This is a genomic window from Streptomyces sp. NPDC002490 (assembly GCF_040296045.1).
GTDB lineage: Bacteria > Actinomycetota > Actinomycetes > Streptomycetales > Streptomycetaceae > Streptomyces.
This window is the reverse complement of the sequence record NZ_JBEOWM010000013.1, coordinates 128,502-155,200: the sequence shown is the minus strand read 5'-3', so window position 1 is coordinate 155,200 and position 26,699 is coordinate 128,502. Positions and strand designations below refer to the sequence as shown.

Sequence of the window (26,699 nt, the reverse complement as noted above, 5' to 3'; positions counted from 1 at the left end):
CCTTTTCGCGGCGGGGCGTGCCCCATTCCCCCCCCGCCCCCCCTCCGGCGCACAACCCGCCCCGCCGGGGCGCCCCCCCGCGGGGGGCGCCCGCGCCCCCGCGGGGGGGCGCCCGGGCGGGGCCCGGCCGGCGCGGCTCCGGGTCTCCGGGTCTCGGGGAGGGGGTCCGTCGTCCGGCGCCCCTCCAACGGAGGCACCCTCCGGAATAAACCTCAACGGCTGTACAGTTTTCCCGGTGTCATCGGGAGGACTCCGGCCCCGCGGGGCTTCGCACCCTCCTGACGACCTGCACCCGCACGCTCCGACCGAGCCCCTCGCACCCGTGACTGGAGACACCATGCCCCCCAGAGTCGTGATCATCGGCGGTGGATACGGCGGCAGCGCCGCGGCCAAGGCCCTGGACGGCGTCGCCGACGTGACGCTCGTCGAGCCCAAGGACGCCTTCCTGCACAACGTGGGCGCCCTGCGTGCCGCGGTCGACGCCGACTTCGCCCCGCGGATCTTCCTGCCGTACGACAAGTTGCTGACCAGGGGCCGCGTGGTGCGCGACCGCGCCGTGCGCGCGGAGCCCGGGAGCGTCGCCCTCGCCTCCGGCACCACCCTGGACGCCGACTACCTGGTGCTGGCCACCGGCTCCGGCTACCCCTTCCCGGCCAAGAGCGACCTGGACGACTCCTCCGCCACCCTGGAGCGGTTCGGCGCCACCCGCGGACAGCTCGCGGAGGCGGACCGGGTGCTCCTCCTCGGGGCGGGGCCGGTGGGCCTCGAATTCGCCGGGGAGATCAAGGCCCAGTGGCCACGGAAGGAGGTCGTCCTCGTCGATCCGGCACCGGAGATCCTCAGCGGCTACTCAGAAGCGTTCCGCAAGGAGATCCTGCGCCAGCTGGCCGACCTCGGGGTCGAGCTGCTGCTCGGGGACTCGCTGGCCCAGGAGCCGCCGACCGAGGCCGGTACGGCGCGGGCGTTCACCGTCACCACCAAGGCGGGGGTCGAGGTGACCGCCCAGACCTGGTTCCGGACCCACGGGGTGACCCCGGCCACCGGGTACCTCACCGGCGCGCTCGCCGGCGCCCGGCTCTCCGGCGGACAGATCGAGGTGACGCCCACGCTCCAGGTGAAGGGCCAGCGCACGGTCTTCGCCCTGGGGGACATCACCGACGTGGCCGAGCCCAAGCGGGCGGGTGCCGCCGTGCGGCACGCCGAGGTGATCGCGGAGAACATCACCTCCCTGATCGGGGGCGGCACGGAACTGACCAGCTACGCCCCGGGCCCGCCGCTGCTGCTCCTGCCGCTCGGCCCGACGGGCGGTGCGGCCGAGATGCCCGGCGGGGAACTGCTGGGCCCCGAGACCACCGCCCAGTACAAGGGCGCGGACCTGATGGTCGGCCGGTTCGCCGAGACCTTCGGACTCGACCGGTGAACCCGAGCGGCAGGACGATCACCGTCGAGGTCCACGCCGACCTCGTCTGCCCCTGGTGCTACATCGGCAAGCGGCGCCTGGACCGGGCGCTGGACGCCTTCCCGCACGCGGACGAGGTGCACCTGGTGCACCGGGCGTTCCAGCTCGACCCCGGGGCGCCGCGCCCCGGCACCCCGGCGCGCGAGCACCTCGCCGAACGGCTGGGCCCGCGGGCCGACGCCGTGCTCGCCCACACCGCGCGGGTGGCGGCGGAGGAGGGCATCGCGATGGACTTCGGTCGTGCGCTGATCGGCAACACCTTCGACGCCCACCGGGTGCTGTGGCTGGCCGGGACCGAGGGGAAGCAGACGGAGGTGAAGGAGCGCCTGTACGCCGCCTACTTCTCCGAAGGCCGCGACCTCACCCGCCCCGAGGTGCTCGCCGCGGCGGCCGCGCCCGACCTCGACCCCGACCGGGTCCTGGAGGTGCTGGCGGGCACCGGGGGCACGGCCGAGGTGACGGCCGACCTCGGCACGGCGCGGACCAGGGGAATCCGTTCGGTGCCGACCCTCGTCGTCGACGGTCGGCTTTCGTTGGAGGGGGCGCAGGACACCGCCGCACTCCTCACGCTGCTGGAGCGGGCCCGGGAGGAGGCCGCACCGCGGTCCGCGGGGTGACCGCGGACCGCGGTGCGGACAAGCCGCGGCGGGATCACCGCCGCGGCTTGTCCGCGAACACCCACCGGTTGCCCGCCAAGGGGTCGTCCGGCTCGGGCAGCGGGCCGCGGCCGAGCCGGCGGCTGAAGTCGAAGGGGGTGCGGACCCTCGTGGACCAGCCCCGGCCGGCGAGACGACCGGCGGAGTCGGGCCGCGGTTCCCTGACGAACAGGGTGAGCAGGTCGATGCCGGTCTGCTGCGTCGTCGACGTGTACAGCGGTGCGTGCCGGTACGCCCACAGGTCCTCGTCGAGCTTGACCTCGTACGCCAGCGCGCTGCCCGGGGCGGCCAGCCGGTCCACGGTGTCGACGAGCGCGGTCTCGGCGGTCGCGGGCAGATAGAACAGCAGCCCCTCGGCGAGCCAGGCGCTGGGGAGGGCCGGGTCGAAGCCCGCGGCGAGCAGTGCCGCGGCCCAGTCGGCACGGAGGTCCATCGGCACCGGCACCCGCGTCGTCCTCGGGGCCGCCGACAGTCCGTCGAGGACCCCGTGCTTGAACGCCAGCACGCGCTCCCGGTCGATCTCGAAGACCGTGCAGCCGGGGGGCCAGTCGAGCCGGAACGCCCGGGTGTCCAGCCCCGCCCCCAGCAGGACCACCTGACGGGCGCCGCCCGTCCGTGCGGCACGCAGGAGGAACCGGTCGAGGATTCTCGTCCGCAGCCCGAAGTAGCGCGCGAACCTCCCCCACAACGGGTTCGCCTCCCCGCCCGGAACCTGCTGCGGACGCACCGGCCAGTCGGCGCACGCAGGAGCCGCGCGCACGAAGTGCTCCGCGTAGCCGTCCGTGGCCAGGGAGTCGTGGCGGTGGGTCTCGATGGCGCGGGCCGCGGCGACCAGGAGGGCGGTCAGCCCCACGCCCGAGCCGACGCCTTCCCCGGCCCCGGCCGTGGTGATCTCGAAGGGTGTACCGACCACATGTCCTCCATGGGTGCGTCGAGTTCGTCACGGGGGCTCCCGACCGCCGCGCACGGCTGGGCGGGCGCCCCGTCACGGGATCAGAACGGGCTTGACCACGCGGCCGGCCTCGCAGTCGCGTTCGGCTTCGTTGACGTCGGCGAGCGGGTAGGTGCGGATCAACTCGTCGAAGGGGAACCGGCCTGCGCGCCACAGCCCGATCAGCCGGGGGATCAACAGCCCCGGCACCGCGTCCCCCTCGCAGACGTGGGAGATCCGGCGACCCCGGTCCAGGGTCCCCGGTTCGAGCGGGAGTGCGGTGTGCAGCCGGGCCACCAGGCCGAGGTGTCCGGTCGGGCGCAGGGCCCGGAGGGCGTCGTTGATCAGGCGGGGCGAGGCCGTCGTGTCGAGGGCGTACCGGGCGCCGCCGAGCAGGCTCCGGATGCGGCCGGGCAGGTCCGGGGTCGCGGCGGAGAGCGGGACCGCCCCGTACCGTTCGGCGAGGGCCAGCCGTCGGGGGTGCCGGTCGACGGCCACGGTCACCGCTCCGGCGGCGGTGGCCGCCATCACCGCGGCCAGGCCCACCGCTCCGGCGCCGAAGACGGCGAGGGTGTCACCGGGCCCGGCGGCGAAGGTGTGGAGGACCGCCCCGGCACCGGTGAGGAAGCCGCAGCCGAGCGGTCCGAGCAGTTCGACCGGCAGCGCGGGGTCGACCCGGACGGCGTTGCGTGCCGGCACCACCGCGTACTGGGCGAAGGCCGACTGGCCGAACCAGCGCGGGGCCAGGGCGCCGCCGGTCGCGTCGGTGAACCGGGTGGTGCCCCCCGTCCGCCCGCCGAAGAGGTTGAGCGGGGCGAAGGCGTCGCAGTGGGCGGGGGCGGCGGCCAGACAGCTCGGGCAGTTCCCGCAGGAGTCGAAGCTCAGCACGACCCGGTCGCCCTCGTCCAGCCCGGTGTGCGGGCCGCCGGTCGCGGCCACCACCCCGGCGCCCTCGTGTCCGAGCACCGCCGGCAGCGGTGAACGGCTGCCCGGTCGCCGCACCGCGAGGTCGGTGCGGCACATGCCGCACCCCGCGATCCGCACCAGGACCTCGTCGGCGGCGGGCCCCGCGGCCAGGACGACCTCCTCCAGGGCGAACGGGCCGGTGGCGGTGCGCAGCACTGCCGCGCCGAACCTCATCGTCACGTCTCCTCGGGGCGGTGCACGACGAACGGGCGGAGGTTGCCGTGGAGCCCCCACGATCCGCCCGCGACGCCGACACCGCTCTGCCCGGCGCCGGCGAAGGGCTGGGCCAGGGACAGTTCGGCGTGGTGGTTGATCCACGCCGTTCCGCACTCCAGCCGGTCGGCCACCGCCTCGGCCCGGTCGAGGTCCGTCCCCCACACCGAGCCGCCCAGCCCGAAGCCCGTGCCGTTGGCGGCCTCGACGGCCTCGTCGAGCTTCCGGTACGGCAGCACCGGCAGTACCGGGCCGAACTGCTCCCCCGTTACCACCGGGCTGTCGGGCGGGACGTCGGCCAGGACCGTGGGGGCGTGGAAGTAGCCGGGTCGGTCCAACCGGTGTCCGCCGGCCGCTGCGCGGGCGCCCTCGGCCAGGGCACGGGCCGTGCAGTCCTCGACCCTGGCCAACTGGGGGGCGTTGTTGAGCGGGCCCAGTCGGGTCGCCGGGTCGAGTCCCGCGCCGACGACGACGGTCCTCGCCCGCTGGGCGAGCGCCTCGACCACGTCGGAGTAGAGCCGGGCCGGGGCGTAGACGCGTTTGACGGCCATGCAGACCTGCCCGCAGTTGCGGAACGCCGCCCAGAACAGCCGGTCGGCGATCCGGTCGACCGCTGCGTCCTCCAGCAGGATCGCGGCGTCGTTGCCGCCCAGTTCGAGGGTGACCCGGGCGAGCGAGGACGCCGCACCACGGGCCACGGCCCGCCCGGTGGGGGCCGCGCCGGTGAAGGTCACGTGACGGATGCCCGGGTGGGAGGCCAGGCGGGCGCCGAGGGGTTCGTGACCGGTGACGACCGTCAGGACGTCCTCGGGGAGCACCTCGGCGAGGACGGAGCCCAGCAGCCGGGTGGCGAGGGGGGTGAAGGGCGACGGCTTGAGCACCACCGTGTTGCCCGCGGCGAGGGCGGGGGCGAACTTCGCGGAGGCGAGTTGGAGGGGGAAGTTCCACGGGACGATCGCGGCGACCGGCCCGATGGACCGCCACCGGACCTCGCTGCGCACCGGCCGACCGTCCACCAGGGGGCGGGGCTCGGCACGGAGCCCGGCGAAGTAGCGGATGCGGTCCGCGGTGCGGGCCACCTCGGCCCGCGACTCGGCCAGCGGCTTGCCCTGTTCGCGGGTGAGCAGGGGGGCGAGGTCCGCCCCGGCCGCTTCCACGGCGTCGGCGGCCTCGCGCAGGGCCGCGGCGCGGGCGGCGGGGTCGGCCCGCCACCCTCGCCAGGCCGCGTGGGCCCGGGCGACGAGGGCGTCCACCTCCTCCGGCCGCCGGGCGGGTGCTTGTGCGAAGGTCTCACCGGTCGCCGGGTCGACGACGGTGAAGTGCTGCCCGGGGGCGGCGGGCACGGGGCGGGGCGGACACGTCGTCATCCGCGGTCAGCCCGTGGCGCCGGCGGCGGCACGGCGTGGGGCGTGCCGGTCGAGTTCCGCCCGGAAGGCGGCCACCAAGGCGGGCTGAATCCTTCCTGCGGTGCGGTCACCGCCCTCGCAGACCGCTCCGCGCACCCCCACGATGTCGGTGCCCATGCGGGTCAGGCAGCCGAGGTCCTCGGCCTTCACGCTGCCGGCGAGGGCCGCGAGCAGACCGGCCCGGTGGGCCCGCCGGACGAACTCCTCGCACTCCGGTGGCGGTACGTGGTCGAACAGCCGGGTGCCGTCCTTGACCGCGGTGTCGAGCATGGCCGCGTCGGCTCCGGAGCGGTGGGCGATGTCGGGCAGGGCCAGCGGATTGACGCATCCTATTCGGTGGGCGTCGGCGTATCCCGAGGCGACGACCAGGGCGTCCGGCCGGTGGTCCTTCACCGCCCGGACGACCCCGCGCATCACCTCGACCGCCTGTTCGGGCGTGGTGCACCCGTAGAGGCCGACCTTGATGTAGGTCGCCCCCGAGACCACGGCGCCCAGCGCCGCCTGGGCGACCGTGCCCGGCTTGTAGGGGACGTCCCCCACCGTGGCGGAGACCGGCTTGTCCGCCGGGATCGCGTCGCGGACCTCCCTGATGACCCAGGGGAAGTTCGCGCCGAGCGAGCCCTCGTCCGGCTTCTTGACGTCGACGATGTCCAGGTGTTCCGCGGCCCTCGCGCAGTCGAGGGCCTCCTCCATGCCGTCGGGAGAGATGAGGAGCAGCAACGCACGTCCCTTCCCCCGCGTGTCCACCCGGCCGGGGCCCGGTGCGCGGAGTCGTCCGGATCACTCGCGGTCGGCTCATCATCACTGCGGCGCACGATCACCGGGTAGGGCGCACGGAGCCCGAATGAGTTCCGTTTCCGCCCGCCAGTGCGCCGTGCACGCCGGGCGCACTCGGGCCGGAGTCAGCCCCCGAAGGCGGCTGCGTTCTCCCGCACCCAGTGGGCGAAGGTCCTGGCCGGCCTACCGGTCACCTCCCGCACCGTCGGCAGGACCGTGTACCCGGCCTCCGGCGGGTCGGTGCGCATCGCGAGGAAGAACGCGATGTCCTCCTCCGCGTAGCCCTGTTGCCGCCACTGCCCGACGACCTCGTCCCGGGTCAGCTCCACGTGGCGGACCTCGCGGCCGAGGACCTCGCCGATGATGCGCACCTTCTCGGGCGCCGTGAGCGACTCGGGGCCGGTCAGCCAGTACTCCCGGCCGGCGTGGCCGTCCTCGGTGAGGGCGACGGCGGCGACCTCGGCGATGTCCGCCTCGTGCACCACGGCGCTCCGGGCCTGCGGGAACGCCTCGCGGACCACGCCCTCCGTCCGCACGGACCCGGCCCACTCCAGCGCGTTGGACATGAACTCCACCGGTGAGAGGCGGGTCCAGCCCAGACCCCCGGCCTCGACGGCCGCCTCCAGGGGGCTCTTCTCCACGTCTCCCCCGAGGACCGTCACCCGCCGCACGCCCGCCCCGCGGGCCAGTTCGGCGAGCACCGCGCCCGTGGCGAGCGGAGCGTGGTCCGCCCCGTCGAAGGTGATCAGGTGCACGGCGGTCACGCCGTCGAAGGCCCGGTCCAGGCCGGTGGGGTCGGCCAGGTTCCCGGCGACGACCTCGACCCCGTCCGGGAAGTGCGCCCGTCGCGGATCGCGGGTCAGGGCACGGACCTGCGCTCCGCGGGCGAGCAGGTGCTCGACCAGGGCGCGTCCGACGGTGCCGGTGGCACCGGTGACAAGAACGGTCATGGCTTTCCTTTCGTCACGACGGACGTTTCGTCACGACGGACGTTAGGGGCCTTCGCGGTCAGCTTCTGTCCGCGACCGGTGGGAGACTCCCGTCATGCTGCACACCTCGGCCCGGCTGTTGCGTCTGCTCGGGCTGCTCCAGACCCGCCGGGACTGGTCGGGACGGGACCTGTCCGACCGGCTCGACGTCAGTGCGCGCACCATCAGGCGCGACGTCGAGAAGTTGCGTGCGCTGGGCTATCCGATCGGTGCCGTGGGGGGTGCCGGCGGCGGGTACCGGCTGGGGGCCGGCGCCTCGCTGCCGCCGCTGCTGCTCGACGACGAGGAGGCGGTCGCCGTCGCGGTGGGGCTGCGCACGGCGGCGGCGGGTGCGGTGACGGGCATCGCGGAGACCTCGGTACGGGCGCTGGCCAAGCTGGACCAGGTGTTGCCCTCGCGGCTGCGCCACCAGGTGGACGCGCTCAACGCCGCGGTCGTCACGCTGCCCGGGGTCGGCCGCACGGTGGACCCGGCGGTGCTCACCTCGATCGCCTCGGCGGTCCGGGCCCGGGAGCGGCTGCGGTTCGACTACGTCTCGTACGGGGGCGAGCCCAGCGTGCGGGACGTGGAACCCTATCGGCTGGTGCACGACGCGCGGCGCTGGTACCTGTTCGCCTGGGACACCCACCGGTCCGACTGGCGCAGGTTCCGGGTCGACCGGCTGACGCTCAGGGTGCCCACGGGGCCGGGGTTCACCCCGCGGCCGCTGCCGGCCGAGGACCTGGTGGCCTACCTGGAGACGGGTCGCGCCGGCGCCCCGTTCCGCCACCGGGCGGTGGTGACGATGCGGGGCCCGGCGGACGAGGTCGTCGACGAGGTGCCGCCGATGCTGGGCACGGTGGAGCCCCTCGACGACGGGTCGTGCCTGCTGCGCATCGGGGCGGACAGCCTGGACCACCTCGCCGTGTGGGTGGCGGCGTTCGGCTCCGACTTCGTGGTGCACGAACCCGAGGAACTGGTCGAGCGGTTGCACACGCTCTCGGCGCGGATGCACCGGGCGGCCCGGCCCGAGGGGGACGACCGGGTGCGGTGCGGCGGTGCGGGCGCAAAGGACGGGCGGGGGTGAGCGTCGCGCCCGTCCGGCGTTCTCCGGAGGCACGGCGTACCCGTTGATCACGTGATCCGCAGTGCCCGCACGGCGTCTCGCTGATCATGGCCCCGTCCAACGGCGAACGTTATCTTGCACATTCGTACAGCAAACAAGACACCTTCCCTCTGATGCAGGGGTGACCGCTGGGCGTCTTATCACTCTTCTCCGCTTCCTCCCCTGGCATTCCCAGGATTTCACGAGGGATTACGCGACTCTTGACAGGAATACTGCACATGCGTCCACCATGACGCACATCGCATTCTCGCTCACACAACTGTGCGGAGGATTTCGCTGTGACGAACAACGGAGTGCGCACGCCCGCGGGACGGGCCACCCCCTCCCCTCGAAGACGCACCGCCCGGACGGCCGGAACGGCTCTCCTCGCCACCGCGCTGGCCGTCACCCTCGCCGCGTGCAGCGACACGGGCACGGACGACAAGGCCGGCACCGAGCGGACCGCCGGCGGGCCGAGCGGAACCCTGCGCTTCGGCACCAACCAACAGTTCACCGACTGGGACCCCGTCACCAAGCAGAACAGCACCTTCACCTCGCTGGTCTACGAGTCGCTGCTGAGCATCGCCCCGGACGGCTTCACCCTCCAGCCGCAACTGGCCACCGAGTGGAAGCAGACCCCGCTGCGGGTCGACTTCACCCTCCGCTCCGGCGTCACCTTCCACGACGGCACGCCCTTCGACGCCACGGCCGTCGTCAAGAACCTGGAACGCGTCAAGAACACCCCCAGCCAGTACCGGAACCAACTCGCCGCCGTCAAGTCGATCACCGCGGTCGACGCCACCCACGTCCGCATCGACCTCAAGGAACCGGCGCCGAGCCTCGTCAACAACCTCGCCCGGTTCGCGATGTACATGATCTCCCCCAAGTCGCTGGAGGCGGGCGACTGGAAGACGGCCGGTGTCGGCACCGGGCCCTGGAAGTACGACGCCAAGGCGTCCACCAAGGGGCTGCGCACGGTCGTCACCGCGTTCGACGACTACTACGACAAGGAGTCGGTCGGTCCGGAGCGCATCGAGGTCACCCAGATCAACGACCCCGACAGCCTCTACAACGCCCTGCGCGGCGGACAGCTCGACGTCGTCTGGACGAGCCCGCCGCTGGCGGAGCGCGCCGAGAAGGAGGGCCTCGCCTCCTCCTCGTTCCCGTCCGTGCTCTGGCACCTCCAGATGTACGACACCAAGAAGGTGTTCAAGGAGAAGGCGTTCCGCCAGGCCGTGTGCCACGCGATGAACCCGCAGGACTACCTCGACGCGGCACTCGGCAGCAAGGGCGAGATCCACACCCAGCGCTTCCCCGAGGGACAGCCCGGCCACGACCCCTCACTGAAGGGCTACCCCTACGACCTGGCCAAGGCCAAGGAGCTGATGTCCGAACTGGGCGGCGGAAAACGCTCGTTCACCCTGATCAGCTATGACACCCAGCGGCCCGTGGCCGAGCTGTTCCGCGACCAGATGGCGAAGATCGGCGTCGACGTCACGCTCGAACTCCCGAACTTCGCACAGTTCCTGAGCACCTTCCAGAGCGGCGAGTACCCGGCCTCGATCCTCTCCGACGGTTCGCGCTCCGGCCCCGACGACTACTACAAGCGCAAGTTCGCACCGGACGCCGCCGGCAACCCGCTGAAGCTGCCCTACCCCCAGCTCGCCTCCGCCGCCGCCGACGCACTGGCCGCCAAGACGCCCCCGGCGCAGGACGCGGCCTGGCAGAAGATGTCGCGGATCATCGACGAAGAGGCCCTGGACTGCGCCTACTTCGACTACTCGGGTTTCTGGGCGTACAACCCGAAGAAGGTCGAGAACGTCGTCTCCACCACCGGCGACGTCGCCGTGTTCCGGTACAAGGCGGCCAAGCCCCGGGGCTGAGCCGCGCTCCGGAGCCCACGCCGCGCCCCCGGGCGCCCGCCCCTCCACCGCCCCCGGCGAACGGTCCGTCCACACCGCGACGACCACCGCCGCACCGTTCCTCGTCACCCCCGTCTCCCAGGGAGTCAGCCGTGCCCGAAAACCGCTCCACCGAGTCCCGCCTGCTGATCAAGGGTGCCACCGTCCTCACCATGGACCCGGCACTCGGTGACCTCACCACCGGCGACGTCCTCGTCGTCGGCGACCGCATCTCGGCCGTCGCCCCCGAACTCACCGACCCGCAGGCCGAGGTGATCGACGCCCGGGGAATGATCGCCTTCCCCGGGCTGATCGACACCCACATGCACGCCTGGCAGACCCCGCTCAAGGGCCTGCACGCCACCGGCTGGACCTTCGACGACTACCAGTCCCGCGTGTTCTACCTGCGTGAGCACTTCGGCGTCGAGGACATCCACGACGCCACCCTCGCCGGCTCCATCGAGATGCTGGACGCCGGGGTCACCGGAGTCCTCGACTTCTGCCACAACGTGATGTCGCCCCGGCACGCCGAAGCGGCGCTCGACGCCCACCGGGCCACCGGGCAGCGCACCCTGTGGGCCTACGGCATGCTCTCCAGCCTCGACGGCGCGCCCCGCGAGGACGCCTGGCGCCTCGACCACGTCAGCGAGCTGCGCAAGGAGACCGGCGACGACGGGCTGCTCCGGGTGGGCATGGCGCTCGCCTCGATCGAGCGCGGCAGCATGGGTCGGATCGCCGAGGAGATCGCGCTGGCCCGGGAGCTGGGCATGCAGATGACCGTGCACCAGAACCCGGCCGGTCAGATCCGCGCCCTGCACGAGGCCGGACTGCTCGGCCCCGACATCGTGCCCGCGCACTCCAACGCCGCCGACAACGAGGAACTGGAGTTCATCGCCGCCTGCGGCGGCAGCATCTCCTTCACCCCCGAGTGCGAGTTCGGCGGCGGTCGCTCCATGACGGTGCTCAACCGCGCCCACCGGGCCGGGGTCGCCTCCACCCTGGGGATCGACACGCCGGCCCGGGTTCCCATCGACCTGTTCGCCACCATGCGCCTCACCTTCCTCCTGATGCGCAGCGTCGATGCGTTCGACGAGCGCGAGGCCGGCCGCTACCCGCTGACCCGCCGCCCCGGGGTCCCCATGGTCGAACCCCGCCACATGCTGGAGTACGCCACGGTGAACGCCGCACGCGCCATCGGCCTCGGCGAGGACCTCGGCCGCCTCGCCCCCGGGCAGCTCGCCGACCTCGTGCTGATCAACACGGCGCCCTACGGGGTGGCCCTGGGCGACCCTGCCGCCCATGTGGTGCTGCGGACCCAGCCCAGCGACGTGGACACGGTCGTCGTCGGCGGAGCCGTGCGCAAGCGCAACGGGGTGCTGACCGACCTGGACCGGGCCGACGCGGGCGCGGCGACGGAGAGGGTCCGCGAGCGGATCTTCACCGACGTCGAGGCCGCCGCGCAGGGGCGCGACGCGTAGGGGCCGCCCCGGGGCGGATCGGGCACGCGCCCGGTGACCACCGGGGCGGGGAGGTTCCCGCCCCGGTGGTCTTCACCCGGGTGCACCGCGGCCGGGAGGCCATGACGGCGGGCGGCCGTTCACCGACGCGGGGCCCGCTGCGGCTTGGGGAGCTTGAATCCGCGGTCCGCCATCACCGCGCGGAGCCGATCGGGGTAGTCGGTGATGATGCCGTCGACGCCGTCGTCGATGAGCTTGTTCATGGTCGCGGTGTCGTTGACGGTCCAGGGGATCACCTTCAGACGGGCCGCATGGGCCTTCCGGACGAGTTCCTCGGTCACGAACGGCTTGTACCCGGGGTCGTCGACGGTCCCGCCCTGGGGGTCCCCGTGCACCGGCGAGATGGCGGCGGCCCCGAACGACTTGGCCGCCGCGACGAGGTCGCCGCCGAAGTCGTCGATGTCGATGCCGCCCAGCCAGGGCGACTTCCCCTCCATGCCGACCTGGAGGAACTGCTGGCCGTTGGTGAGGGCGACGACGGGCAGTTTCGGCTCGACCTTGCGCATGCGCATCAGGGCGCCCCAGTCGAAGCTCTGGACGGTGACGCGGTCCAGGAAGCGGGCCTTGCGCACCTCACGGGCGACGACCTGCACGAACTGTTCCCGCGGCGCGGTCTCGTGCGGCGCCGCGGCTTCGACCTTGGTCTCGATGTTCATCCGGACCTTGTTCGCCTTGTAGCGCTTGACGAGGTCGAACACCTCCGACAGCAAGGGCATCGTGGCGCCGGGGCTCGGGCGCTGCCCCGGGTACTGGGGCAGGGTCTGGGTTCCGCAGTCCAGGGTGCGCACCTGGGCGAGGGACAGGTTCACGATGTAGTCGCCCACGTAGGGGTACTGCGGGTCCCCGGGCACGACCGGCCCGGTGTCCCGGCACTTCGACGCGGCGACCCGCCGGTCGTGGGTGACGACGGCCTGGCCGTCCTTGGTGATCTGCACGTCCAGCTCCAGCGTGCTGACGCCGGTCTCCAGGGCGTTCGAGAAGGAGGCGAGCGTGCTCTCGACGACGAGGCCGAGGCCGCCGCGGTGGGCCTGGAGGTCGAAGCGGTGGGCCTGCTGGTGCTTGCCGCCGCCCGGAGCCGCCACCGCCTGCGGAGCGGCGAGGGTCGTGGCGGACAGCGCGGCCAGGACGGCCACGGCGAGACCGCGCGCGGTCCGACGTCGGGTGCGCGCGGTCGGGGAGTGGTGGGACATGGTGCCTCTTCTGGTGGAGCGGGAGCATCCGTCGTGACGAGCATGGGACGGGCGGGTGCGGATCACCGGACCACCGGGCGTCGCGGGGATGTCGCACGGGTGACCATCCGTCTCGCCGGCCCGGGACCTGCGTACGGGTGCGCGCGGTGCGCGTGCCCGTACCGCTTCGTCGACGGGCCGCCCCCGCACGCACCGTGCCGCCCGTGGCGGCTTCGCCACGGGCGGCACGGGTCGCGGGGCGCTGAGTCAGCCCTGTCGGGCGACCAGGCTCGCGGGCCGCAGATCGGTCCAGTGCTCCTCGACGTACGCGAGGCACGCCTCGCGGGTGTCCTCGCCGAAGACGGTCCGCCAGCCGGCGGGCACCTCGGCGAAGGACGGCCAGAGCGAGTGCTGCTCCTCGTCGTTGACCAGGACCAGGAAGCGGCCCTCCGGGTCTTCGAACGGGTTGGTGCTCATGCTGTCGCCACTCCTTGTGGACAGGGGGAACGCCTCCGGGGACGGCCGCACGGGAGGCGCGCGCCACGGGTCCCGGCTCGGGCCGGGAAGGGGAACTCCGGGAGGGGGTCGTCTCAGCGGACCGAACCGATGCCGTCGACCACCGGTCGGGGCTCGTCCACAGCGCTCTGCGCGCCGCGTTCGACGATCGAGTCCAGGATCTCGCCGACCCGGACGGCGATGTTGGAGAGCAGGGAGGAGGTGATGCCGTGGGTGTGCTCGGTGCCGCCCTGGAGGTAGATGCCGCACCGCACCTCGGGGTCGGTGGTGAGGCGGTAGTCGCGCTCGACGCGGGCGCGCCCCCGATCGTCCCGGTGGCAGCGGGGGGCGACCTTCCCCAGGACGCCGAAGGGGTCCACCGGGCTGTAGCCGGTGGCGAACACCACGACGTCGGCGTCCAGGACGGTGTCCTCGCCGGTGACCGAGGAGCGGGCGGTGACCCGGACCCGGTCGCCCGCCTCCTCGACGCCGGTGAGGCGCGACATGTTGAGGAAGCGCAGCCGTTCGGTGCCGAGCACCTTCTCCTGGTACGCCTGCCGGTACAGGTCGGCGATGAGGTCGACGTCCACCACGGAGTAGTTGGTGTTCCCGTGGTAGTCCATCAGTTCGTGCTTGACCTCGTCGGAGGCGGCGAAGTACTCGTCCACCGCGGCGGGGTCGAAGACCCGGTTGGCGAAGCTGCTGTCGTCGGCGGGGCTGTAGCCGTAGCGCGAGAACACCGCGCAGACCTCGGCCTCGGGGAAGAGGCGGTGCAGATGGGCCACGTTCTCCGCGGCGCTCTGTCCCGCGCCGACGACGACGAACCGGGAGGGGTCGGTGCCGTCGAGCAGGTCGAGCTTGGTGAGCAGCTCGGAGGTGTGCCAGACGCGGTCGGTGCGCTCCACCCCCTCGGGCACGAAGGGGCGCAGGCCGGTGCCGATGACGAGGTTGCGGGCGCGGTGGGTCACCGTTTCGGTGCCGGAGCGGGCCGTGACGTCGAGGTACTCCACCACGCCGTCCTGCACGACGGGTTCGACGGCGATGACCTCGTGGCCGTAGGAGACCATGTCGTCGACCTTCGCCGCGGCCCATTCCAGGTAGTCGTGGAACTCCACGCGGAGCGGGAAGAAGGTCTTGTGGTTGACGAAGTCGACCAGCCGTCCCTTGCTCTGGAGGTAGCACAGGAAGGTGTACTCGCTGGACGGGTTGCGGAGCGTCACCAGGTCCTTGAGGAAGGAGACCTGCATCGTGGCGTCGTCGATCAGCATGCCGCGGTGCCAGCCGAAGCGCGGCTGGCGCTCGAAGAAGTGGGCAGTGACGGCATCCCGTCTCTCGACGCCCGCGTTGTGCTCGTGGAGCGCGATCGCCATGGCCACGTTGGACGGCCCGAAGCCGATGCCTATGAGGTCGTGGATCAGAGGTGCGTCGCCAGGAAGAACCTGTGACATGTCACTCCCATCGTGTGGGGCCTGTGAGGGGTGGAGGAGATGAAGGGGGTGTCGAACCCGTCCGTTCGCGGACACCATGCCCTCCGAATTTAGGTAAAGCTAACCTTACTTGAGCTGCCCTGTCGACGGGACCGAACCGTCAAGTGACGGATGCCATTCCACAACACACTTGCATATAGCGCGCGTTGACGGACCATCAGCATGAAGTCGGCCCCGAGCGGGCCGTCGACCTGCCCGGGAAGGGCCCGCGCGGCCGGACCGGCCGCGCGGGCGGCACCGGTCCGGCCACGGGGGGTCAGGCGTCCTTCCCCGCATGGGTGCGGGGCAGTCTGGTCGCCCCGACCGCGGCGAGCAGACAGCATCCGAGCACCCACCAGAAGGCGTCCGCGAACGCCTGGGAGACGTCCGCACCACGGGCGGCCAGCCGGTCCTGCAACACCACGGCGAGCGCCGCGGTACCGAGCGAACCGCCCACGGTGTTGAGGAGGTTGAGCGCCCCCGCGGCGCGCGGCAGGTGCGCGGGCTCGATGCGGGAGTAGACGATGTTCATGAGGGGTGCGCCCACCATCGCCGCGCCGACGCCCCGCACCACCAGCGTCACGGCGATCACGGCGTCCGCCGGATCACGGCCCAGTTGGGTGAACGGGACCGTGCCCAGCAGGATCAACGCGATGCCGGTCACCACCAGGGAGCGGGGGGCCACCTTGTCGATGGTCCGGTTGACCAGCACCGTCCCCACCACCGCCCCCAGACCCTGGGGGGCCAGGAGCAAGCCGGCCTCCCACGCGGACAGTTCGCGACCGGTCTGGAAGTACAGCGGCAACAGGAACATCGTGCCGAACACCGACGCGCCCAGCACGACCAGCGAGAGGGCCGCGGCGCCGAACGGCGGCCGGGTGAACAGCCGGGGGTCGATCAACGGGGTGCCCCGGGTGCGCAGCCCGTGCACCACGAACCCGACCAGCATGCCCAGGCCCGCCGCCACGCCGATCACGGCCGGCACCGTGCGCCCGTGGGCGACCTCGGTCAGCCCGAACACCAGCACGGCCAGACCCGGCGAGAGCAGCGCCGCCCCCCGCAGGTCGAACGCCGCCCGCCGCTCCGAGGGCGGCACCGCCGGCACGTGCCGACGGGCCAGCACCATCGCGACCGCCCCGATCGGCAGGTTGACCAGGAACAGCCACGGCCAGGACGCCACCCCGAGGATCGAGCCGCCGACCATCGGGCCGAGCACCGGCGACAGCAGGGGAACGACGGCGACGATGCTGATCACCCGCCCGGTGCGGCCGGGACCGGCGACCCGCGCCAGCAGCGCCTGCCCGGTCGCGGGCAGCAGTCCGCCGCCGAGGCCCTGGACGACCCGGAAGACGATCAGACTGGTCGCGGACCAGGCCAGCGCGCAGAGCAGCGAACCGAGCAGGAACAGCCCCACCGCGGCGATCCAGGTCCGTCGTCCGCCGAACCGGTCGGCGAGCCAACCGGACGCGGGCACCGCGGCGACGACGGCCAGCAGGTAGGCGGTGGAGACCCACTGGATCTCGGCGACGGAGGCGTCGAACTCCTCCGTCAGGGTGTCGATGCCGACGCTGACGATCGTGGCGTCCACCGTGGCCATGAACGTCCCGAGGACCAGGATGAACGCGATCCGCAGCAGGCGTCCGTCGATCCGCTCGGTCGGGGGCGCGGCGTTCTCGCTCATCGGGGCTCCAAGAGGTCGCTGACGTCCTCGTCGAGGTGGTCGCCGAAGGACCGCAGCAGGTCGAGCAGTTCCCCGGCCAGCCCCTCGACGTCCACTCCGGCGCGGTGCGCGAGCACCCCGGTCCAGCCCTCGCCGTCCGGCATCACCGTCAGGGTGACCGGGTGGTGGGTGGCCTCGCGGAAGCGGGTGCCCACCACCCTCAGCCCGGGGGCCGGTTCCCGGAGGCGGTCCGGATCGACCGGGTAGTTCTCGAACACCAACAGGCTGTCGAAGAGCCTGCGCACCCCGGTCAGCCGCTCCAGGTCGGTGAGGGCCACGTGCTGGTGCTCGACCAGTGCCTGTTGACGGTTCTGGAGGTCGACGAGCACCTCGGCGAGCGTGCCGGTGAGCCGTGCGCGCACCGGCACGGTGTTGGCCAGCAGACCGATGATCTCCTCGACGCCCTCCAGCCCCGGGGGCCGGCAGGCCACCATGGCGCCGAAGCAGACGTCCCGGCGGCCGGAGCGCCGTGCCAACAGCACCGACCAGGCCCCTTGCAGCAGGGTGTTGCGGGTCAGTCCGCGACGGGCGGCCTGCCGGGCGAGGTCCGCCACCAGGGCCGCGTCGAAGGTCAGGACCGCGGGTTCCTGCCAGGCCGGGCCGACCTCGCCGCCGACCAGGTGGTCGCCCTCGGGCAGGCCGGCCAGCTCGGCGGCCCAGGCGTCGAGGTCGGGCTCGTGGTCGGCGCGCCAGCGCAGATAGGCGTCGAAGGGCACGGGGGCCGGCAGGTCCGGGGCCCCGTCGCGGCAGCGGGCCGCGTACAGGGCGAACAGCTCGGTGAGGATGCGCGGGGCGGACCAGCCGTCGGAGAGCACGTGGTGGCTGGTCATGACCAGGTCGGCGAGTTCCTCGCCGCGGCGGATCACGGTCAGCCGGAGCAGCGGCCCGGCGGCGAGGTCGAACGGTTCGGCCAGGTCGGCCGCCAACACCTGCTGCGGGGGTCCGTCGACCACGCGGTACGCGAGCCGCGGGGCCGCGGGGATCACCGCGAGGTCGGCCGGGAACACGGCGCCCAGGTGGGGGTGACGGGCCAGCAGGTCGGCGCCGGCCGCCCGCAGCGCTTCCGGGTCGAGCGGGCCGGCCAGGGAGAACGTCGACTGCACGGTGTACGGGTCGGGGCGTTCGGTGCGCGAGTGCCGCAGCATCACCTCCTGGAGGGGGGTGAGCGGTTGCACCGCGGCGATCGTGAGGTCGCCGTCCAGGGCCTGGACCTCCGGTGCGGCGGCGGTGCTCAGCAGCGCGCTGCGCAGGTGGGCGGCCAGGTCCTCGACCTCGGCGGTGGTGAACAGGGCGGCCGGCCAGGTGATCCGCACGCCGAGGGCCTCGTCACGGACCAGGGCGTTGACCATCAGCCCGTACGGCAGGGGCAGTTCGTCGGTTCCGCCCGAGCCGAGCGGGTCCGCGTCCGGCGGTGCCTGCCACGGGGTCTCCTCGGTGGGGGCGCCCGGGAACTGTCCGAGGTAGTTCCAGGCCACCTCCACCGGCACCGGGTCCACCAGGCCGGCCGCGGTGAGGATGCCGTGGCCCAGTCCGTCGCCCTGGGCGCGCAGCCGGTCGGCGACCGCCTTCACGTCGTCGTCGGCGTGCAGGCGCACCGGGTGGACCGCGGTGAACCAGCCGACGGTCTGGCCCAGGTCGACCTGCGGCGGACGGCCGTGGCTCTCCAGGGCGACCAGCAGTTCGGGCACCGCGCGCCAGGCCCGTACCGCTCGGGCGAGCGCGCTGAGCAGGACGGCGTCGGGGGTGGTGCGGTGGGCGGCGGGCAGGGTCGTGATCAGGGCGCGGGTGGTGTCGGCGTCGATCCGGAACTCGTGGTGCACGGCGGTGGCCGCGGTGTCCCGGGCGGGGTCGAGCGGCTCGGTGAGCGCCGGGGTGGCGGTGATCCCCTGCCAGTGCGGGAGTTCGGTACGGCGGTCGGCCTCGCGCAGCGCACGCGCCCAGCCGAGGAACGACTGGCCGTGGCGGGCGAGCGTGCCGCCGTCGTGGGCGTGCTGCACGTCGTCCAGCAGGATCCGCCAGGAGACGCCGTCGACGATCAGGTGGTGGGCGAGCAGGACCAGTCGGCCCGGGCGGGCGGGTCCGGCGTCCACCCACAGGGCGCGCAGCAGCGGACCGGTGCGCGGGTCCATCGCGCGGCGGGTGTCGGCGATCCAGGAGTCGACCCGTGCCCGTGGGTCGCCCGTCGCGGGCAGCCGGGTCAGCACCGCGGCCCCGGTGACGGCGCCGACCGGCGGGATGCGCAACGCCCGGTCGACGAGGGTGGCGCGGAGCACGTCGTGCCGGGCCAGCAGTGCGTCGAGGACGCCCCGCCAGCTGGTCTCGTCGCCGCCGGGCGGGACGCAGACCTCGATCCACTGGCAGAAGCCGTCGGCCGCGGTGCCGGCGCGGCGCAGCAGGTCCCGCATGATCGGGGTGAGCGGTGCGTCGCCGACCGCGGGGGCGTCCTCGTGGGCGAGGGCACGGGCCCGGGCCGCGATCCCGGCGACGGTGGCGCCTTCGAACACGTCCCGTGCGGTGAGGCCGAGCCCTCGGCGGCGGGCGCGCGAGACCACTTGGAGGGAGACGATGCTGTCGCCGCCGACGGCGAAGAAGTCGTCGTCGAGGCCGACCTCTTCGGTGCCCAGGACCTCCTGGAAGAGGGCGAGCAGGGCGGCTTCGGCCTCGGTGGCGGGTGCGCGCCGGGCGGTGGCGACGGTCTCCGGGTCCGGCAGCGCGGCGGTGTCGAGCTTGCCGCCGGGGCCCAGCGGCAGGCGGTCGAGGGGCACCAGCGCGGTCGGCACCATGTGGTCGGGGAGTTCGGCGGCCAGGTGGGCGCGCAGTCGCACCGGGTCCGGGTCGGCGCCGTCGGTCGGGACGACGTAGCCGAGGAGCCGGCCGGCGCGCACGATCACCGCGCAGGCGCGGACGTCGGGGTGACGGCTGAGGGCGGACTCGATCTCGCCCAGCTCGATCCGGAAGCCGCGGACCTTGACCTGGTGGTCGGCGCGCCCCAGGAAGGCCAGCTGTCCGTCGGGGCGCCACTGCACCAGGTCACCGGTGCGGTACATCCGGCTCCCCGCCGGGCCGTACGGGTCGGCGACGAACGCCGCCGCGGTCAGGGCGGGTCGGCCGAGGTAGCCGCGGGCCAGGCCGGGGCCGGCGAGGTACAGCTCCCCGGTGACGCCGACGCCGACCGGCTGGAGCCCGCCGTCGAGCACGTAGGCGCGGACGTGGAGGTCGGGGCGGCCGATCGGCAGCGGCCCGGGGTCGTCCGGGTCGTACCTCCAGAGCGTGGAGTTGATGGTGACCTCGGTGGGCCCGTAGGCGTTGAAGAGCGCCTTGCGGCCCTCGCCCCAGCGCGCGGCGAGGGCGGGGTCGAGGCGTTCGGCGCCGACGATGAGGAGCACGTCCGGGTCGATGGTGCGGTCGTCGGGCATCGCCGCCAGGAACGAGGGCAGCAGGTTCACCACGGTCACCCGGTGTTCGGCGATGTAGTCGAGGAGGGCGTCGCCGGAGGTGCGCACCTCCTCGGGCGCGATCACGGAGGTGCCGCCGGAGAGCAACGGCATCATGGTCTGCCAGAACGCGACGTCGAAGCTGGTCGACGCGAAGTGCAGGAACCGGTCGCGCGCGGTGAGCCCCAGGACCTCCTCCTGGAGGGCGTGGAGGTCGGGCACGCCGCGGTGGGTGACGCCGACGCCCTTGGGGCGGCCGGTGGTGCCGGAGGTGTAGATGACGTAGGCCAGGGAGTCCGCGGTGAGCCCGGTGCGGGCCTCCACCGGGTCGGTGTCCGCGAGCCGGGCGAGCGTGGCAGGGTCGTCCAGCCGCACGACCGGGACCGCCCGGTCGCCCGGCGGTACCGCGCCGGCCGTCACCACGGCGGCGGGGGCGATGTCCTCGACCATGTAGGCCAGCCGCTCCTGCGGGTAGCCCGGGTCGAGCGGCACGTACACCGCGCCCGCCTTGGCCACCGCGAACAGTGCCACCGTCATGTCGACGTCGCGCCCGAGGAGGACCGCCACCGGGTCCTGGGGTCGCACCCCGCGGGCGATGAGCGCCCGGGCCAACCGGTTGGCCCGGCGGTCCAGTTCGGCGTAGTTGAGGCTGTGGTCGCGGCAGACCAGGGCCTCGGCGTCGGGGGTGCGGCGCACCCAGGCGGCGAACTCGTCCAGCCAGTGGCCGCGTTCCCGGGCGGGCGCGCCCCCGTCGCCGGTGGCGAGCATCCGCGCCCGCTCGTCGGGGTCGAGCGCGGGGATGCGGACCGCCGGTCGCGTCGGGTCCGCGACGATCTCCCGCAGCAGGTGGTGCAGCCAGCGGCCGTAGTCGCGCACGGTCGCCCCGGTGAAGGCGCGCGGCTGGTAGCCGAGTCCGATGGTGATGGCGTCGTCGGGGATCACGATGACGGTCAGGGGGTAGTGCGTGGCGTCGGTGATCTCCACCCCGGCGAGGTCGAGCCCGGGGGCGAGCGGGGTGCGCTTCCGGCTGGAGAGCGGGAAGTTCTCCATCACCAGCATGGTGTCGAACAGGTCGCCGATGCCGACCGCCCGCTGGATGTCGGGCAGTCCCACGTAGTGGTGCTCCGCGAGGGCGACGCTCTCGGCGTGCACCTGCGCCATCAGGTCCCGGGCCGTCGCGTCCGGGGCGTGCCGGACCCGCACCGGGATGGTGGTGCCGAGTTGCCCGATCATCGACTCGACCCCGCCGACCTCGGAGGGCCGTCCGGACACCGGGCAGCCGAACACGACGTCACGGCGGCCGGTGAGCCGGCCCAGCAGCAGGCCCCAGGCCGTCTGGAGCACGGTGGTCAGGGTGACGCCCTGCTCGCGGGCGAAGGCGCGCAGCCGGTCGCTGAACTCGCGGCCCAGGTCGACGGCGACCCGGCCGGGCCGCTCGACGCCGGTGCCGGTGCTGGCGGGTGCCAGTCGGGTGGCCTCCTCGACGCCGGCGAGCGCGCCGCGCCAGGCGGCGAGGGAGGCCCCGTGGTCGCGGTCGGCGAGCCAGCGGAAGTACTCCGTCAGCGGCGGGGCCGTGGGGGCTGCGGGGCCGCCGCCGAGTTCGGCGTAGATGGCCAGCAGGGTGCGGCCGACCAACGGCATCGACCAGCCGTCGAGGAGGGCGTGGTGGTTGGTGATGACCAGCTTGTGTTCGGTGGGGCCGACCCGGGAGAGCAGGAAGCGGATCAGCGGGGAGCGGGTCGGGTCGAAGGGCCGGGCCAGTTCGGCGCGGGCCGCCCCGGGGAAGTCGTCGTCGCGGCGCCAGTCCAGGACGACCTCGGCGGGGACCACCTGCACCACGCCGTCCCCGGTCGGGGCGAGGTGGACCCGCAGCGCGGGGTGACGGCGCAGCAGTTCCCGGGCGGCCTCGGCCATCCGGTCCGGGTCGAGTTCGCCGACCAGGGTGGTCAGGGCCTGGACGACGTAGACGTCGGTGTCCTGGTCGTCGCGGACCAGGGTGTGGAAGGAGAGGCCGACCTGGAGGGGGGTGGCGGGCAGGACCTCGGCGATGCGACCGACGCCGTCCGCGGCCTCCAGGGCGTCGACGGCGGCCTGGTCGAGGTCGACCAGCGGCAGGTCGGAGGGGGTGAGTCCGCCCGGTGCGTCGAGCACGTGGGCGAGGAGCGCGTCCAGGGCGGCGGCCCAGGCGTCCTGGAGGGCCGTCACGGCCGCGGCGTCGAGGACTCCGGTCGCCGCGGTCCAATCGACGGCGAGTCGCGGCGCGTCCTCCTCGTGGACGAAGCAGTTGAGGGCCAGCACCTGTTCCAGGGCCTTGGCCCCGGGTTCGACGACCGAGAAGGCGTCCTGTTCCGGCAGTCGCCAGCCGGTGCCGGGCAGCGAGCCGAACCGGCCGAGGTAGTTGAGGAGCACGTCCGGCGGCGGCACTGCCGACAGTTCGGGACCGGCGACCGGGTCGAGGGAGCGCAGGACCCCGTAGCCGACGCCGGCGTCGGGGACGCCGCGCTTGGCCTCCTTGGCCGCGCGCAGCACCTCCCGCACCGTGCCGGCTGCGGGGACGCGGACCGGGTACTCGCTGGTGAACCAGCCGACGGTGCGGGACAGGTCGAGGTGTTCGCGGCCGTGGCCCTCCAGGGTGACGGTCACGGCGTCGCCGGCCGCGCCCAGGCCGCGCAGGGTGAGCACGACGGCGGCCAGGAGCACCTCGTCGACACCGGCGCGGTAGGCGGCCGGCAGGGTGGTCAGCAGGGCCTCGGTGACCTCGGGCGAGGCGAGGGTGACCGAGCGGTGGGCGGTGGCCACGGTGTCCTGCTTCTGGTCCAGCGGCCGGGCCCCCAGTCGGGAGGCCGAGTCCAACGCGGTGCGCCAGTGGTCGAGTTCGGCCCGGCGGGCGCCCGAGGCGCCCTGTTCGGCCAGGAGCGTCGCGTGGCGTCGCCAGGAGGCGCCCACCGGTTCGAGGGTGCCGCCGGTGCAGGCGGTGTGCAGGTCGGGCAGGAGGATGCGCCAGGACACGCCGTCCACGGCGAGGTGGTGGACGACGACGACCAGCCGGTCCGGGGCGTCGTCCTCGGTGCGCACCAGGGACACCCGCAGCAGGTCGCCGGAGCGGGGGTCGAGTTCCCCGGCGAGGTCCCGGGCCAGGGCGGTCACGTCCTGACCGCGGACCTCGCGGACGACGGCCGGGGTCGCGCCCGGGGCGAGGACGTCCAGGCGGGGTCCGTCGTCCCCGTCGACGACCCGCAGGCGCAGCGCGTCGTGCCGGTCGAGCACGGCCTGCACGCCGGTCAGCAGGTCCTGGTGGGCGAGCCCGTCGACCTTCAGGACGGTCCACTGGGCGTATCCGGCGATGACGTCGACGTCCGGGTGCGGGTCGAGCAGGCTGCGGACGATCGGTGACGCCGGTACCGGGCCGGTCGGCTCGTCCAGCGGCTCGGGGGCCCCGTCCACCTCGGCGGCGGAGGCGGCCAGGGCGGCGAAGCTGCGGCGGGCCAGCAGGTCCCGGGGCCGCAGGTCGAGGCCGCGGGCCCGCAGCCGGCTGCTGACGGCGATCGCGGTGATGCTGTCGCCGCCGAGGGCGAAGTAGTCCTCGTCCACCCCGACCCGCTCGACCTCGAACACCTCGGCGAGGACCCCGCACAGCAGGCGTTCGCGTGCGGTGCTCGGTTCCCGGCCGCCGCCGGAGGTCGTGGGGGCGGGCAGGGCGGCGCGGTCGAGCTTGCCGTTGGGCGTGAGGGGCAGCGCGTCCAGCACCACCACCGCGGCCGGCACCAGGTGGTCGGGGAGCCGCTCGGCCAGGTGGTCGCGGACCGCCTCGGGGGTGACGGAGGTGGACACCACGTAGCCGAGCAGTCGGGAGGAGCGGACCGTGGCGGCTGCCGCGGTGACCCCGGGCACCGCCCCGAGCGCGGCCTCGACCTCGCCGGTCTCCACCCGGTGTCCGCGGATCTTGACCTGTCCGTCGCCGCGGCCCAGGTACTCCAGGCCCCGGTCGGGCACCCAGCGGGCCAGGTCGCCGGTGCGGTACATCCGGGTCCCCGGCGCGCCGAAGGGGTCGGCCACGAACCGCTCCGCGGTCGCCCCCGGCCGGCCCAGGTAGCCGCGGGCCAGGTGCGGGCCGGCCAGGAACAGTTCGCCCACCGTGCCGTGCGGGACCGGCTGGAGCGCGCCGTCCAGGACGTAGGTGCGGGTGCCGGCGAGCGGGTGGCCGACCGTCGGCTCGTCACCGACGATCGGGGCGGTGCTGCTGGTGACGGACGCCTCGGTCGGGCCGTACATGTTGCGGGCGGCGACGCCGGACGCGGCGAGCCGCTGCCACAGTGCGGGCGGCAGCGCCTCGCCGCCGAGCACCAGGAGGGCGGGGGGCAGGTCGAGGAGGCCGCCGTCGATCAGTGGCACGGCCATCGACGGCGTGGTGTCGATGATGTCGATGCCGTCCCGGCGGTACGCGGCGAGCAGGGCCTCGGCGTCGCGGGTGGTGTCGGCGTCGTAGACGTGCAGTTCGTGCCCGCAGAGCAGCCACACCAGGTGTTCGAAGGCGGAGTCGAAGGCGAAGGAGTAGGTGTGGGAGGCGCGCAGCCGCCGGCCGGCGGTCCGCTCCGCCTGGGCGACCGCCGTCGCCCGCTGGTGGTGCAGGAGTCCGGCGAGGCCGCCGACCCGGCCGAGGACGCCCTTGGGGCGGCCGGTGGAGCCGGAGGTGTGGATCACGTACGCGAGGTGGTCCGGGTGGCGGGGCGCGGCCAGTTCCTCGGCGGTCAGCGGGGTGCCGGGGAGCGCGGCGGACTCGTCGACCAGGGTGGCCCAGGGCTCCCCGTCGACGGTGCCGCCGGTGCCGTCGGTGAGGACCAGGGCGGGGCGGGTGTCGTCGATCAGGTCCCGCAGCCGCTCGGGCGGGTGAGCGGCGTCCAGGGGCAGGAAGGCGGCCCCCGCGTCCATGACCGCGAGCAGGGCGACCACCGTGTCGGCGGAGCGGGGCAGCGCCAGCGCCACGACGTCCTCGGGGCCGATGCCGCGGGCCCGCAGCGCACGGGCGAGCCGGTGCACCCGGTCCGCCAATCCGGCCGCGGTGAGGCGGTCCTCGCCGCAGACCAGGGCGGTGTGCTCCGGGTCGGCGGCGACCATGGCGTCGAAGGCGGTGGGCACGGACTGCGGGGTGCCGGGCAGGGCGCGGGGGGACCAGTCGGCCAGCAGCCGGTCCGCGGCGAGGGCGATCCGTCCCACGGGCACGCCGTCGACCAGTCCGGAGAGCAGGGCGCGCAGCCCGGACAGCTTGCCGTCGACGGCGGCCTGGTCGGTGCTGCGGGCGTCGACCTCGAAGCCGAGCAGCAGTCCGCCGTCCCGGGTCGGCAGGACGCTCAGTCCCATGTCCTCCGGCGGGCCGCCGGCGACGTTGCGCATCACCCCGGTCGAGCCGGCGAAGTCCAGCGCCAGGTCGAACGCCTTGAGGTTGATCCCGCGGCCGTGCAGCAGGGCGCCGGCGCCGGGCACGCCGAGGTCGCGCGGCAGGTCCTCGCCGCGGTACCGCTGGTGGTCGCGCATCTCGCGCATCGCCGCGGAGACCCGCCGGCCCACCTCCCCCAGTCCGTCCCCGGGGCGCACGGTCACCCGCAGCGGCAGCACGTTGACGGCCATGGCGGGGGTGCGCAGTTCGGCCGAGCCGACCCGGCACATCAGGGGCAGCGCGAACACCACGTCGGTGCGGCCCAGGACGCGGTGCAGGAAGGCGGCGTAGCCGGCGATCAGCGCCTCGCCCCAGGTGATGCCGTGCTCGGTGGCGAAGGCGCGCAGCCGGGCGGTCTCCTCGGGGGTGACGACCGCGCGGGCGGTCAGGGTGCGCTCGGGCGGGCCGGCACTCGGGTCGACCTCGCCGAGGTCGGGCAGCGGGGTGAACCGCTCCACCCAGTAGGCGCGGTCCTCGGCCGCCCGCTCGCCGTCGCGGTAGGCGCGGTCGGCGGCGACGAGGTCGGCGAACCGGCCGAAGGTCGACGCCGGCAGCCGGGTGCCCCGGACCAGGGTGGTGTAGCGGGCGGCGGTGCGGCGGGCGAGCATCGCGGCGGAGTAGCCGTCGAAGACCAGGTGGTGGCCGAGTTGGGTGTACCACACCTCCCTGTCGGAGAGCCGGATGACGGTGCGCGCGTACAGCGGCCGGTCCACCATGTCCCGGCACTCCGCGGCCACCCGGGCCCGTTCGGCGTCGACGAGCGCGTGCGCCGCGGCGAGGGGGTCGGGGTGACCGCTGACGTCGATCACCCTGGGGCGCTCGACCGGGTCGTCGCTGACCGTCTGTCGCGGACCTTCGGGAGTGTCGTGGATGCGCAGTCGGAGGGTCTCGGCCTCCTCGGTGGTCGCCCGGACCGCCTCGACGAGCGCGTCGACGTCGACCGGTCCGTCACCGGATATCTCCACCACGTCGCCGACCACGTAGTACGGCGAGTCGGGTTCGAGGCGCTGCGCGTTCCAGATGCCCAACTGGGCGCTGGTCAGGGCGAGCGTTCCGTCCGAGGGCACGCGTGCGGTGCTCAA

The 26,699-nt window shown here is 73.9% G+C and carries 15 protein-coding genes; 5 read left to right on the top strand and 10 right to left on the bottom strand.

The window, feature by feature from the left end; all coding sequences use genetic code 11:
* Window positions 1-337: 337 nt before the first annotated feature.
* Both ABT092_RS11250 and ABT092_RS11245 read left to right on the top strand, forming a co-directional pair.
* Window positions 338-1,420 carry an FAD-dependent oxidoreductase gene (locus tag ABT092_RS11250; protein WP_351242304.1) on the top strand — a complete coding sequence of 361 codons (1,083 nt, stop codon included), beginning with the start codon at window positions 338-340 and terminating at the stop codon, window positions 1,418-1,420.
* A complete protein-coding gene (locus ABT092_RS11245) occupies window positions 1,417-2,076 on the top strand; it encodes a DsbA family oxidoreductase (RefSeq protein ID WP_351242302.1) in 660 nt (219 codons plus the stop codon). The genes ABT092_RS11250 and ABT092_RS11245 overlap by 4 nt, the downstream gene beginning before the upstream one ends.
* A gap of 34 nt (window positions 2,077-2,110) precedes the next feature.
* Here the strand turns inward: ABT092_RS11245 and ABT092_RS11240 are convergent, their stop codons facing one another.
* The 5 genes from ABT092_RS11240 to ABT092_RS11220 all read right to left on the bottom strand — a co-directional run bounded on the left by ABT092_RS11240 (window position 2,111) and on the right by ABT092_RS11220 (window position 7,358).
* Window positions 2,111-3,028 carry an SAM-dependent methyltransferase gene (locus tag ABT092_RS11240; protein WP_351242300.1) on the bottom strand — a complete coding sequence of 306 codons (918 nt, stop codon included), beginning with the start codon at window positions 3,026-3,028 and terminating at the stop codon, window positions 2,111-2,113.
* A 72-nt stretch (window positions 3,029-3,100) separates the two neighbouring features.
* On the bottom strand, window positions 3,101-4,186 hold the full coding sequence (locus ABT092_RS11235) for an NAD(P)-dependent alcohol dehydrogenase (RefSeq protein ID WP_351242312.1): 1,086 nt from the start codon (window positions 4,184-4,186) through the stop codon (window positions 3,101-3,103).
* 2 nt (window positions 4,187-4,188) lie between these two features.
* Window positions 4,189-5,592, bottom strand: coding sequence for an aldehyde dehydrogenase family protein (locus ABT092_RS11230; protein ID WP_351242298.1), 1,404 nt, complete (start codon window positions 5,590-5,592; stop codon window positions 4,189-4,191).
* A gap of 6 nt (window positions 5,593-5,598) precedes the next feature.
* Window positions 5,599-6,351: a (5-formylfuran-3-yl)methyl phosphate synthase gene (locus ABT092_RS11225; RefSeq protein ID WP_351242296.1), complete on the bottom strand. Its 753-nt coding sequence runs from the start codon at window positions 6,349-6,351 to the stop codon at window positions 5,599-5,601.
* Between the two features lie 182 nt (window positions 6,352-6,533).
* Window positions 6,534-7,358, bottom strand: coding sequence for an NmrA family NAD(P)-binding protein (locus tag ABT092_RS11220; RefSeq protein WP_351242292.1), 825 nt, complete (start codon window positions 7,356-7,358; stop codon window positions 6,534-6,536).
* A gap of 94 nt (window positions 7,359-7,452) precedes the next feature.
* On the opposite strand from ABT092_RS11220, the gene ABT092_RS11215 reads away from it, so the two are divergent.
* The 3 genes from ABT092_RS11215 (at window position 7,453) to ABT092_RS11205 (ending at window position 11,860) form a co-directional block, all read left to right on the top strand.
* Window positions 7,453-8,463, top strand: a complete 1,011-nt coding sequence (locus ABT092_RS11215; protein WP_351242290.1) for a helix-turn-helix transcriptional regulator — start codon at window positions 7,453-7,455, stop codon at window positions 8,461-8,463.
* Window positions 8,464-8,780: 317 nt separating this feature from the next.
* Complete coding sequence (locus ABT092_RS11210; RefSeq protein ID WP_351242288.1) at window positions 8,781-10,364, top strand: ABC transporter substrate-binding protein; 1,584 nt, start codon at window positions 8,781-8,783, stop codon at window positions 10,362-10,364.
* Between the two features lie 131 nt (window positions 10,365-10,495).
* On the top strand, window positions 10,496-11,860 hold the full coding sequence (locus tag ABT092_RS11205; protein ID WP_351242286.1) for an amidohydrolase family protein: 1,365 nt from the start codon (window positions 10,496-10,498) through the stop codon (window positions 11,858-11,860).
* Window positions 11,861-11,979: 119 nt separating this feature from the next.
* Here the strand turns inward: ABT092_RS11205 and ABT092_RS11200 are convergent, their stop codons facing one another.
* From ABT092_RS11200 to ABT092_RS11180, 5 genes are all read right to left on the bottom strand, one after another.
* Window positions 11,980-13,089 carry a glycerophosphodiester phosphodiesterase gene (locus tag ABT092_RS11200; protein ID WP_351242284.1) on the bottom strand — a complete coding sequence of 370 codons (1,110 nt, stop codon included), beginning with the start codon at window positions 13,087-13,089 and terminating at the stop codon, window positions 11,980-11,982.
* 246 nt (window positions 13,090-13,335) lie between these two features.
* Window positions 13,336-13,545 (bottom strand): MbtH family protein, encoded by a 210-nt coding sequence (locus tag ABT092_RS11195; protein WP_351242282.1) that lies wholly within the window; start codon window positions 13,543-13,545, stop codon window positions 13,336-13,338.
* 113 nt (window positions 13,546-13,658) lie between these two features.
* Window positions 13,659-15,011, bottom strand: a complete 1,353-nt coding sequence (locus tag ABT092_RS11190; protein WP_351242280.1) for a lysine N(6)-hydroxylase/L-ornithine N(5)-oxygenase family protein — start codon at window positions 15,009-15,011, stop codon at window positions 13,659-13,661.
* A 295-nt stretch (window positions 15,012-15,306) separates the two neighbouring features.
* The gene (locus ABT092_RS11185) at window positions 15,307-16,710 is read right to left on the bottom strand and encodes an MDR family MFS transporter (RefSeq protein ID WP_351242278.1); all 1,404 of its coding nucleotides are present in this window, start codon (window positions 16,708-16,710) and stop codon (window positions 15,307-15,309) included.
* Window positions 16,707-26,699 carry a non-ribosomal peptide synthetase gene (locus tag ABT092_RS11180; protein WP_351242276.1) on the bottom strand — a complete coding sequence of 3,331 codons (9,993 nt, stop codon included), beginning with the start codon at window positions 26,697-26,699 and terminating at the stop codon, window positions 16,707-16,709. Before ABT092_RS11180 ends, ABT092_RS11185 begins: the two co-directional genes overlap by 4 nt.

Bases quoted from the DNA above. Each gene is read 5' to 3' on its own strand.
- ABT092_RS11250 (WP_351242304.1), top strand. From the start codon at position 338: ATGCCCCCCAGAGTCGTGATCATCGGCGGTGGATACGGCGGCAGCGCC.
- ABT092_RS11235 (WP_351242312.1), bottom strand. From the start codon at position 4,186: ATGAGGTTCGGCGCGGCAGTGCTGCGCACCGCCACCGGCCCGTTCGCC.
- ABT092_RS11230 (WP_351242298.1), bottom strand. From the start codon at position 5,592: ATGACGACGTGTCCGCCCCGCCCCGTGCCCGCCGCCCCCGGGCAGCAC.
- ABT092_RS11220 (WP_351242292.1), bottom strand. From the start codon at position 7,358: ATGACCGTTCTTGTCACCGGTGCCACCGGCACCGTCGGACGCGCCCTG.
- ABT092_RS11215 (WP_351242290.1), top strand. From the start codon at position 7,453: ATGCTGCACACCTCGGCCCGGCTGTTGCGTCTGCTCGGGCTGCTCCAG.
- ABT092_RS11200 (WP_351242284.1), bottom strand. From the start codon at position 13,089: ATGTCCCACCACTCCCCGACCGCGCGCACCCGACGTCGGACCGCGCGC.
- ABT092_RS11195 (WP_351242282.1), bottom strand. From the start codon at position 13,545: ATGAGCACCAACCCGTTCGAAGACCCGGAGGGCCGCTTCCTGGTCCTG.
- ABT092_RS11190 (WP_351242280.1), bottom strand. From the start codon at position 15,011: ATGTCACAGGTTCTTCCTGGCGACGCACCTCTGATCCACGACCTCATA.
- ABT092_RS11185 (WP_351242278.1), bottom strand. From the start codon at position 16,710: ATGAGCGAGAACGCCGCGCCCCCGACCGAGCGGATCGACGGACGCCTG.